The following is an 11152-nucleotide window of genomic DNA, read 5'->3' on the forward strand; positions in this document are numbered from 1 at the left end:
GCCTGCCTGTGCCAATCTAGCCCCGTAAACCGGCATAGTTTTGAAATGGTACTTCGACAGTATTGATTCCCGCCCCGACACAACCAGCCCTACAGCCCGTACTTCACGACGACTCGGTTGATGCGGCGACACCAGGGCTTGTACAGGGCGGCCAAAAACACGCAGGTCGCGAGTCCGTGCGTGATGTCGAACGGCACCGCCGTGGCAAGACGCGCCACGGCGCCCGCCCACGTGAGCGGCTGCACAAAACCGATGATGTCGTATGCGTTGATCACGACGCCATAGAGCAGGCCCGATGCAAAACCGTACGCAAGCAATGCCGGCATGCGCACGGTCCCATCCGCACGGTCAAACGCACCCGCATGCGCCCGGGCGCCGCCAACATAGCCGACGAGTCCCCAGGCATACATCTGCCACGGCGTCCACATACCCTGGCCAAAAAAGAAGTTGCTGGTCAGCGCCGCCAGCGCGCCGACCATAAACCCGTTGCGACGCCCAAGCGTCGCCCCCGCGATAATGGCGATGGCACTCACGGGTTTAAAGTCGGGAATGGGGCCAAACAAGATACGCCCCGCCGCGGCCAACGCCGCCAGAACCAGCGTTGGCATAATCTGGCGCAGGCCGGGGCGCGACGCCTCGTAGCCCGCAAAGAACAGCGCGAGCACCAACGCCACCACGACAAGCATGGCAAGCGCCGCCTGTTCAACGCCCGCCAGCAACGCCGCAGTCATCACTGCGGGGACCGCCAGCAGCAGCGGGATTTCCATTTTTGCAAGTAGGCGCGAGACGCGATAATCCGCCATTCCATCACGCCCTATAAAACACGTTGTCGGCAAAGAAGTCGGTCGGCGGCTCCACGCAGGCGATCTCGCCGTCAAACATCATGGCGATTTCGTCAGCGACCTGCTCGGCAAAGTCCAGGTCGTGCGTGGCCATGATGACGGTGCCGCCGGCCTGCGCATGCTCACGCAGGGCTCGGGCGATAATGCAGCGACTTGCCAGATCAAGGCCCTTGGTGGGCTCATCAAGCAGCAACAGCTCGGGGCCAATCAGCAGCAGCTTTGCCAATGCAAGCAGTTGACGCTGTCCGCCCGAAAGATCGTACGGGTGGCGCCCATCCAGGCCCGACAGCCCCAGACTTGCCGCGCGCTCCTGTGCCACGGCCTCGTCGTACCCGCAGGTCGAAGCCCATTCCATTAGTTCATCGCGAACCGTCTCGGCAACCAGCAGGGCCTTGGGATTCTGAGGCAGCAGCGCCGCCGAAGCCGTCCCACGCACCATGCGGCCACGCTGCAGCTTAGCCGTCTTGGCCAGCACCGAGAGCATCGTTGACTTGCCGCAGCCGTTTCCGCCCACGACCGCATGCACCACGCCGGCCGAAAACGCCACGTCGAGCCCGCGCAGCACCCAACCGCCCGCGCGATCGTAGCGAAACCAGCCCTCGCGGATAGCCGCTGCCGCACTCGTCGCCGCCCCCTGCGCGGGCCGGCAAGAGTCCAAAGCCAAAAGTCCCTCGCGACTACCCAAACTCGCTAGGTCAACCGCCTCGCGCACGCGACCGCCCTTAATCCGGTACGCACACGTCGCATACTCGAGCATCGGCCGCGGCTGGTGCGTTGCCACAACAACCGTGCAGCCCAGCTCGCGATTCACACGAAACAGCGCATGCAGGAAATTCTTCTCGGCAACGGGATCGAGCTGGGACGTGGGCTCATCGAGCAGCAGCACGCGCGGGCGCAACGCCAGCACGGCCGCCAACGACAGCAGCTGCTTGCGTCCGCCCGAAAGCGTGTCGGTATCGCGGTGGAGCCAATCCTCCAACCCAAAGAAATAGCTGGTCTCGGCCACGCGACGGCGCATCTCGTCGCGCGACATGCCCAAGTTTTCCAGGCCAAACGCCATCTCGTGCCACACGGTCTCGCACACAATCTGGTTTTCGGGGTCCTGAAACACATAGCCCACGCGCTCCGCGGACGCCCGAACGTCCATGTCGGCAACGTTCTCGCCCAGCACGCGCAACTCACCAGCGCATTCACCCGTCGGCGCAATCTCGGGCTTAAGCAGCGAGAGCAGCGTCGACTTACCCGACCCGGTACCACCAACGAGCAGCGCAAACGCGCCCTGGGAAACGCGCCAATCGAGACCATCGAACACCGGCGCCTCGGCCCCGGGGTAGGCAAAGCGCAGGCCTCGCACTTCAATCGCCGGCTCATCCGAGCCGCGCACCATGTCCGTCATCATGCTCCCGTCCACCGAGTCATCAGCCAAACCTCTTTTCGTCAACCGCGTGCAGCACACAGGGCAGTGCCATCCAAGCCGCGTATACAACATAGCCCGGCCACGGTGCCGGCACCGAAAGCTGCGGGTAAAACGAATACTGCGTCGTCGCAACCCATGCCACCGCTACCGCGGCGGCACCAAACGCCGCAAGCCCAACCAGCGCGGCAACATCGCCGCGCCCCAGCCGATACCGCGCGTACGTCGTGCGACGCGTCGCGACGCCCCACCCACGGGAACGCATGGCGTCCGCGCGCTCCAGCGAATCTTCCATGCCCCAGCCCATCAGCACGCTCGATGCCCGCAGGCGCGAGCGCACGGGGTCGGCCGGCGCGCGCCCCGGCACGTCAATCGCATCTTGCACCGCCAGCACCGTGCGGCCGCGGCGCAGAAACTGCGGAATCAACCGCATACACATCGAAATCATGAGCGCGACCACCGGCGCAGCGTTGCCCAAAAGCGCAAGCACCTTGTCGTAGCCAAGCATCGACGCCGCAGCCTCAAACCACAGCACGCTCGCCACAAACAGCCCACCCATGCACAGGCCGTATACCATGCTCTCCAAATACACCGCGCGCATGCCGATGCGGAACAGCTCCGTCGAGCCCGAGGCGCTAAACAGCGGATTGACCAGCGCGATGATCAAAATCACCGGCAGCTGCCAGCGAAGCGCCCCCAGCGCACGCGCTGCACCGCGCGTCGCAAACCCGTACGCCAGCCCGCCCGCAAGCGACAGCGCAATCAACACCGGTTGCATCGAGAACATGGTAAGCCCCAGCGTCAGCACCATATAGAGCGCCGGCACCGCCGGGTGCGACATCGAGAATGCCGCGACGGGCTCACTGCCCGATTCCTCTCGCGTGATGTCCACGGCCCCCCCATCCCCTCGCTCAAACGCCAACGCCGCAGCGCCGCCGACGCCATACACAACCAGCGCAAACGCCACACCGGCGACACCGACATCGGCCGCCATGCGCCAATCGTTACGCGCTCATCATATGCCTGCGGTATCATATTGCGCCGTGTATCGTTTCCAAACACACGTCTCTATAACGTAACAGGAGATCACATGGACGCAACCGCAATTATCCTCGCCGCCGGCGAGGGCACCCGCATGAAGTCGAACCACTGCAAGGTTTCGCACAAGATCCTGGGCAAGCCCATGGTTCAGTGGATCGTCGACGCCACCATCAAGGCCGGCTGCAGCCGCGTCGTGGTCGTCATCGGCAGCCACGCCGACGAGATGCGCGCCCTTATCGACGGCGCCTACGCCACCAGCGCCACCAAGGTCGAGTGCGTCGAGCAGACCGAGCGCCTGGGCACCGGCCACGCCGTAAAGGTCGCGCTCGAGGCCTGTGGCATCACGCAAGGCCCCGTCGTCGTGCTCAACGGCGACCTGCCGCTCATCACCGCCGACACCGTCGCAAAGTTCGCACAGACCGTCGCCACCGGCGAGCTCGCCTGCACCGTCATGACCATGACCCCGCCCGATCCCTTCGGCTACGGCCGCATCAAGCTGGGCGCCGATGGCCAGATCGAGCGCATCATCGAGCAGAAGGACTGCACGCCCGAGCAGGCCGCATCGCTGCTCGAGTGCAACGCCGGCTGCTACGCCTTTGACGGCGCGCAGCTCGCCGCACACATCAACGAGATCGGCAACGACAACGCGCAGTCCGAGTATTACCTGCCCGACATGCTCGAAATTCTCAAGGTTCACGGCCAGGCGGTCTCCATCTTCCACTGCGATGACTACCGCGACGGTCTGGGCGTCAACAGCCGCATCCAGCTCGCGCAGCTCACCGCCATCGCGCGCGACCGCATCAACGAGCACTGGATGGCCGAGGGCGTCACCTTCATCGACCCCACGCAGGCTTGGATCGGCCCCGATGCCGTCATCGGCCGCGACACCATCGTGTGGCCGCAGACGCACCTAATCGGCCACGTCACCGTGGGCGAGGAGTGTCAGCTCGGCCCCAACAGCCGCCTCACCGACACCACCGTCGGCAGCGGCTGCGTCATCGATGAGACTATCGCCATCGAGGCCGTCATCGAGAACGGCGTCGACTGCGGCCCGCGCGCCTACCTGCGCCCGGGCACCCACATGCTCGATGGCTCCAAGGCCGGCACGCACGTGGAGATCAAGAAGTCCACGATCGGCGAGGGCTCCAAGGTGCCGCACCTGTCCTACATCGGCGACACCACCATGGGCTCCGGCGTCAACGTGGGCGCGGGCTCCATCACCTGCAACTACGATGGCGTCCACAAGCACAAGACCGTCATCGGCAAGGACGCCTTCATCGGCTCCGACACCATGATGGTCGCGCCCGCCCAGATCGGCGACGGCGCGCTCGTGGCCGCCGGCTCCGTCATCACCGAGCCGGTTCCGGCAGACGCACTCGGCCTGGGCCGCGCCCGTCAGGTAAATATTGAGGGCTGGGCCGCCGATTATCGCCGCCGTCTGCACGAGGACGACGAGGTATAACGTTTTACCAAGCACAAAAGGAGCTGTTCCATGGGGCAGCTCCTTTTTTCTATCGTGACCTGCGCAACCGGATGAGTGGTCGGTTCGTGTCCGTTGACGGTAAAGACGTTATCAAGACTCGATAAACCCCATCGCGCGGTTACAATGCAACAAGGCATCTATATGGCATTCGATATAAAGGAGAAGGGTAATGCCGATTAATGATCCCGAGAAGTCGGAGAATATGCGCAAGTCCATCCGCGTGTATTCCGGTTCCTCCAACCGTCCCCTCGCTCAGAAGATCGCTGAGTACCTTGGGGTCGAGCTTTCGGGCCTTACGCTAAAGCAGTTCGCCAATGGTGAGATTTACGCCCGCTACGACGAGACCGTCCGCGGCGCCGACGTCTTCCTGATTCAGTCCGTGGCCGGCGGCAACGTCAATGACATGCTCATGGAGCTGCTCATCGCCACCGACGCTGCCAAGCGCGCATCTGCCCGCTCCATCACCGCCGTCATCACCCACTACGGCTATGCCCGCCAGGACCGCAAGGCCGGCCCGCGCGAGCCCATCACCGCCCGCCTCGTCGCCAACCTGCTCGAGCGCGCCGGCGTCAACCGCATCATCACCCTCGACCTGCACCAGGGCCAGATCCAGGGCTTCTTCGATATCCCGGTTAACCACCTGTCCGCACTGCCGCTGTTCGGCCAGTACTACAACGACATGCACTTCGACACCGACAACCTGGTTGTCGTGTCCCCCGACGTGGGTCGCGCCAAGGCCGCCAAGAAGCTGTCCGACATGCTCGGTTGCGATCTCGCCATCGCCCACAAGGGCCGTCCGCGCCACAACGCCGCCGAGGTCATGGGCATCATCGGTGACATCAAGGGCAAGACCTGCATCATCAATGACGACATGATCGACACCGCTGGCACCCTGTGCGCCAACGTCAAGGAGCTCAAGGCCATGGGCGCCGGCGACATCTACGTGTGCGCCACCCACGGCATCTTCTCCGGCCCGGCCATCGAGCGCCTGAACGACGCCCCCATCGTCGAGTGCGTCGTCACCGACGCCATCCCCGTCGAGGTCGGCGGCAAGATCAAGACCATCTCGGTCGCCGAGGAGTTCGCCCAGGCCATTTCCGCCGTTTACCACGAGGAGCCCGTCTCCACGCTCGTCGGCGGCGACTTCGCACTGTAATCCAACGCGCATCGCATCATCTTTGATGCTTTTAAAGGGTCGGAAGCTCGCTTCCGACCCTTTTTCTATCCCTCGCCAACCTTCCCTGGACAATTAGTTCAGATACGTATTTTTTTAAAGCCCCAAAGGGCCGTTCGGAGCCTTCTGAGCTCCCCGGCGGATGCCATGCCGCCCAATGCTCATCGTTTTCGAGTACAACCGCCGCATATTTACCCTCAAATCGCCCTCGAAGGCCCTTAGAAACGCCTCGAACGCCCGCCGTCTTATACGTATCTGAACTAACTGTCCAGTAGCTATCGTCAACCTTCGCGGCAGAGCTCAATTTCCTGCAATCCCCTCAACCGATTCCATCGATTTCATAACACCCAGCCGTTCATGGCGCGCAGCGCCCCGCTGAGCGAAAAGAACGGTATGGCGGTCGCATTCTGCCGCCAACTTAGTACGTTATAGCTATGACGACCGTGATTTCACATCTCTCCGCCCTCCGCGCAATTCGTCGCGCACGACGGGCGTACTCTGCCCTACCCTGGGACTCCGTTGATAGTGAACAGCAAGCACAGGCCTTGGCTAGCTGCATTCCCAATAATGACGCGATAGACTTTGGCGCACTTTCGATACTCGACGCCTGGAATGAAGATGATTCCGAACTGCTCGATCTTCTCGTTTCAAGCGAAGACAACAGACGCCCCGACAAGCGACTTCTTCAGCATATTCTCTCCGCTCCGCTTCCTGAAGGTGCAATTATGCACGTCGAGGCCGACATCTACGCAACGTCTCCTGCCATGACAGCCATGCTTTGTTCCAAAAATGAATCAGTCGCCAAAACCTTGATGCTTCTCATGGAACTGCTCGGAACCTACTCCCTTCCTCCCGGGGCAACATACCCCATTGCCTATGACGACGTCTGGCCCAAGGGCGATGGCTACGAAGCGATGGACGACCTCGATTGCCGGGGCGATCGGTCGGCGGCCGAACAGCAGAACGAAACCCGCTACGAACAGGCGCACTACAAATGCGAGCCCGCCACAACTATCGAAGAGCTTGAGGCGGTCGCGCGCTTCGCCAAAAGTAGCTCATACACCTCGTTTCGCACGGCAGTCAATCTCGCCCGACCCGGATCTGCATCCCCAGCCGAATCCCTAATGTTTGCCGTTCTCGGAGCGCCCATGCGCTTTGGCGGATTCGGATGCTGCAGCCTGCCCATGGGAGGCCTGCTACTCAACCATCGAATCGACTTCGACACTCTTGCGGTCAACATGTCCTCCGGCATCCCTTACGCCATCTGCGACCTATATTGCCCGGCAGCCGGAGTCGACAACGAATACAACGGAATTGGGCATGAGCTTCAAAACGCTCGCATCCACGATGGCAATCGAAATAATGGACTCAAAGCAATGGGCATCCACGTCCTGGTTATCAATCGCGACCAAATGAAAGACCTTGTTGCACTCGAAGCCTTCGCCCAAACGATGCATCGACTCGCGGGAGTCCGATTCCGGTATCGCATCAAGGGCTATCGCAAGCGTCAGGCCGCATGGCTCAACGCCCTGCGGGCCGGAATCGGCCTTGCGCCGGTCTAAACGGCGAATCACCCGTGCGCCGTCGAGCAGGGCTGGACAGTCAGTTCAAATACGTATAAATGGACACAGTGAATTAGGCTGTTTTGCAGCTATCTCTATACCATTCGCCCTATTTGAAGGCAGGGTAGACTTCAAAACAGCGCCATATGGACTAACTAAAGCTCCAAAACAACGTATCGGCATCGAATTAAGCACTTCGAGTCCTCAGAACTTATACGTATCTGAACTAACTGTCCACCTCGGATTTTGACGGGCGTCCAAACGCCCCCAAACAACCTCAATTGCCCTCCATTTGACAGTGGCAACAGGGTCGCTCACCATAGCAGGCGACAAATCGACGAAAGGAAGCATATGGCAGCCGCACAGCCGCTCAAGATTCGTATGGTTGCCGGGCTTGGCAACCCGGGCGAGGAATATGCCGAGACCCGCCACAACGCCGGCTTTAAGGCAATCGACGAGCTGGCCCGTCAGGCCGGCGTCACGTACTGGAAAAACCAGGCCGGCGCCGAGGTCGCGCTCATCAGCATCAACGATGCCGAGGAAGAGGACGGCAAGCGCCAGATCGTGCTGGTCAAGCCGCAGTCGTACATGAACACCTCGGGCGGTCCCATCTCCAAGCTCTGCCGTGAGTACAAGATCAAGGCCGAGGAGCTGCTCGTCATCCACGACGAGCTCGACATCCCCGCCGGCGATGTGCGCGTCAAGGTGGGCGGAGGCCATGCCGGCCACAACGGCCTGCGCTCCATCATCGACAAGATGGGCAGCCGCGACTTTAGCCGCATCCGCACCGGCATCGGCAACCCTCCCGGCAAGATGGCCGTCGCCGACTATGTGCTCAAGCAGCTGCGCGCCCGCGAGGCCGAGGACTTCCAGAACACCTGCGCCCGTGCCGCCGACGCTGCCGGTCTGGCCATCGTCCACGGCGTAATCTACGCCCGCGATCACGTAAACGGCGCCGCTTCCGCCAACGGCAAGCACTAAAACCTGCCAAAATAAACCTGTCCCTTTTTGGCAGGTCACTTTTCCCACCTGCCGAAGATACACGCAAGCGACATGCCCATGAGGGTATAATTTGCACCGTATGTCTGCACAACGCCTGTGCGCGTACGGTTCTAATCGGGCTGCCGTCCATTTCCGTGGAGGCACGGTTCGGTCGCCCTAACAAGAGAGGGGTTCTATGTATAAGATCCTGGAGAAGACGCAGTTCTCGGAGAAGGTGTTCAAGTTCCGCATCGAGGCGCCCGCAATCGCCAAGCATGCGCATGCTGGACAGTTCCTCATGGTTCGCGCCAACGAGACGGGCGAGCGCGTCCCGTTCACCCTGGCCGGCTGGAACGGTGACGAGGGCTGGGTCGAGTTCATCTTCATGGTGATCGGCAAGACCACCGAGATGCTTTCCACCTACGAGGCCGGCGAGTCGCTGCGCGACGTCGTGGGCCCGCTGGGCGTTCCCACCGAGATGGCCGAGGGCCCCTGCGCCGTCATTGGCGGCGGCGTCGGCCTAGCAATTGCCTTCCCGGTCGCCAAGCACCTGGTCGAGACCGGTCACGAGGTGCACGCAATCATGGGCGCCCGCACCAAGGACCTCCTGCTCATGGAGGACCAGTTCCGCGAGCTCCTCGACGAGGACCACATCCACATCACCACCGACGACGGCTCCTATGGCGAGCAGGGCGTTGTCACCGCTCCGCTGGAGCGCCTGCTGCAGGACAAGGCCGTGAGCCAGGTCTTCTGCGTCGGCCCCGTTCCGATGATGAAGTTCTCGACCCTCACCGCCCAGAAGTACGACACCCCCATCACCGCGTCGCTCAACCCCATCATGGTTGACGGCACCGGTATGTGCGGCTGCTGCCGCGTCGAGGTGGGCGGCGTGACCAAGTTCGCTTGCGTCGACGGCCCCGACTTCGATGCCACCCTGGTCGACTGGGATGACCTTCGTGCCCGCCAGGCCGCTTACCGTTCCGAAGAGGGCGAGTCCCTCAAGGCCTATGAGGAAAAGAGCTGCGCATGCCACTAGTTAACGGTCGTTTCGTTGCCGATATGAAGTCGCCCCGCACCCCCGATAACGAGGAGCCGGCTGCCGAGCGCGCCTGCGACTTCCGCCCCGTCGACAAGGGCTTCACCGAGGAGATGGCGCTGGCCGAGGCCGAGCGCTGCCTCAACTGCAAGAAGCCGTTCTGCGTTGAGGGCTGCCCCGTCAACATCAACATCCCCCGCTTTATCGAGCAGATCCGCGAGAAGGACTTCGGCGGCGCCCTCGATACCATCCGCGAGGACTCCATGCTTCCCGCCATCTGCGGCCGCGTCTGCCCGCAGGAGAGCCAGTGCGAGGGCAAGTGCATCCGTGGTAAGAAGTCCGAGCCCGTGGCCATCGGTCAGCTCGAGCGCTTCCTGGGTGACCGCCCCGAGCTCGCCTCCACGCCCAAGATGGCCCCCAAGAACGGCAAGAAGGTCGCCGTCGTCGGCTCCGGCCCGTCCGGCATCACCTGCGCCGGCGAGCTCGCCCGCAACGGCTTTGACGTCACCGTCTTCGAGGCTTTCTTCACCGGCGGCGGCGTGCTGGTCTACGGCATCCCCGAGTTCCGTCTGCCCAAGGCAGTCGTCAAGCGCGAAATTGACGGCCTGGAGGACATGGGCGTTAAGTTTGAGTACAACTCCGTCGTGGGCAACATGGCCACGGCCGAGGAGCTGTTCGAGCAGGGCTTCGACGCCATCTACGTGGCGACCGGCGCCGGCCTGCCCAAGTTCCTCAACGTCCCCGGCGAGAACCTGCCCAACGTCTTCTTCGCTAACGAGTACCTCACCCGCGTGAACCTGATGAAGGCCAACAAGTTCCCCGAGTACGACACCCCCACCAAGCACGGCAAGAACGTCGTCGTCTTTGGTGGCGGCAACGTGGCTATGGACGCCGTCCGTACCGCCAAGCGCCTGGGCGCCGAGCACGCCATCATCGCCTACCGCCGTACCGAGGATGAGATGCCCTGCCGTCGCGCCGAGCTGCACCATGCTAAGGCCGAGGGCGTCGAGGTTCTGCCGCTCGTTTCCCCGCTCGAGTTTGTCGCTGGCGAGGACGGCTCCGTGTGCGCCGTCAAGGTCCAGAAGATGGAGCTCGGCGAGCCCGACGAGTCCGGCCGCCGTCGTCCGGTTGCCATCGAGGGTGCCATCGAGGAGATCCCCTGCGACGTCGCGATCTCGGCTATCGGCACCAACGCCAACCCCTTCGCTGCCAAGATCGGCGGCAAGATGGAGCTCAACAAGTGGGGCTACATCGTCGCTGACGAGGAGACCGGCCAGACCACCGATCCCCGCATCTGGGCCGGCGGCGACATCGTCACCGGTGCCGCTACGGTCATTCTGGCGATGGGCGCCGGCAAGAAGGCCGCCGCTTCCATCACCAAGAGCCTGCTGGGCGAGTAATCACCTACAGCGCTAGCCATGAAACGGCAAAGTCCCCGTCGAGCACACGCCCGGCGGGGACTTTTTTGTGCCGGCCGTCCAAACCACCACAAAGGGGACAGGCACCTTTGTGGTGGTTTGGGACTTGCCTGGTCGTTTCGTCTCAATCTGTAACACCTTGAGTCCAAATATCTGGCTTGGTGTTACAGATTGAAATTTTGCAAAAGCCGAGAATGGGCG

The 11152-nt window shown here is 62.4% G+C and carries 9 protein-coding genes; 6 read left to right on the plus strand and 3 right to left on the minus strand.

Features of this window, described 5'->3' with window-relative positions; all coding sequences use genetic code 11:
* Positions 1-89: 89 nt before the first annotated feature.
* Genes DWZ22_RS01560 through DWZ22_RS01570 form a run of 3 tightly spaced genes read right to left on the minus strand, consistent with a single transcriptional unit; the run spans position 90 to position 3250 of the window.
* Complete coding sequence (locus DWZ22_RS01560; protein ID WP_117794579.1) at positions 90-803, minus strand: DUF6580 family putative transport protein; 714 nt, start codon at positions 801-803, stop codon at positions 90-92.
* 4 nt (positions 804-807) lie between these two features.
* On the minus strand, positions 808-2241 hold the full coding sequence (locus tag DWZ22_RS01565; RefSeq protein WP_199568986.1) for an ABC transporter ATP-binding protein: 1434 nt from the start codon (positions 2239-2241) through the stop codon (positions 808-810).
* A gap of 19 nt (positions 2242-2260) precedes the next feature.
* Entirely contained in the window at positions 2261-3250 is a 990-nt protein-coding gene (locus tag DWZ22_RS01570) for an energy-coupling factor transporter transmembrane component T (protein WP_233541762.1), read from the minus strand.
* A gap of 96 nt (positions 3251-3346) precedes the next feature.
* On the opposite strand from DWZ22_RS01570, the gene glmU reads away from it, so the two are divergent.
* The 6 genes from glmU to gltA all read left to right on the plus strand — a co-directional run bounded on the left by glmU (position 3347) and on the right by gltA (position 10933).
* A complete protein-coding gene (gene glmU, locus DWZ22_RS01575; RefSeq protein ID WP_118405268.1) occupies positions 3347-4759 on the plus strand; it encodes a bifunctional UDP-N-acetylglucosamine diphosphorylase/glucosamine-1-phosphate N-acetyltransferase GlmU in 1413 nt (470 codons plus the stop codon).
* 190 nt (positions 4760-4949) lie between these two features.
* Positions 4950-5936, plus strand: coding sequence for a ribose-phosphate pyrophosphokinase (locus tag DWZ22_RS01580; protein ID WP_089573682.1), 987 nt, complete (start codon positions 4950-4952; stop codon positions 5934-5936).
* Positions 5937-6499: 563 nt separating this feature from the next.
* On the plus strand, positions 6500-7516 hold the full coding sequence (locus DWZ22_RS01585; RefSeq protein ID WP_233546421.1) for an endonuclease domain-containing protein: 1017 nt from the start codon (positions 6500-6502) through the stop codon (positions 7514-7516).
* A gap of 351 nt (positions 7517-7867) precedes the next feature.
* Complete coding sequence (pth, locus tag DWZ22_RS01590) at positions 7868-8497, plus strand: aminoacyl-tRNA hydrolase (RefSeq protein WP_199583414.1); 630 nt, start codon at positions 7868-7870, stop codon at positions 8495-8497.
* A gap of 196 nt (positions 8498-8693) precedes the next feature.
* Positions 8694-9533: a sulfide/dihydroorotate dehydrogenase-like FAD/NAD-binding protein gene (locus DWZ22_RS01595; RefSeq protein WP_006235793.1), complete on the plus strand. Its 840-nt coding sequence runs from the start codon at positions 8694-8696 to the stop codon at positions 9531-9533.
* Positions 9524-10933 carry an NADPH-dependent glutamate synthase gene (gltA, locus tag DWZ22_RS01600; RefSeq protein WP_118405270.1) on the plus strand — a complete coding sequence of 470 codons (1410 nt, stop codon included), beginning with the start codon at positions 9524-9526 and terminating at the stop codon, positions 10931-10933. The genes DWZ22_RS01595 and gltA overlap by 10 nt, the downstream gene beginning before the upstream one ends.
* Positions 10934-11152 lie beyond the last annotated feature (219 nt).

The organism is Collinsella sp. AF31-11, assembly GCF_003475605.1.
In the GTDB taxonomy this organism is placed as follows: domain Bacteria; phylum Actinomycetota; class Coriobacteriia; order Coriobacteriales; family Coriobacteriaceae; genus Collinsella.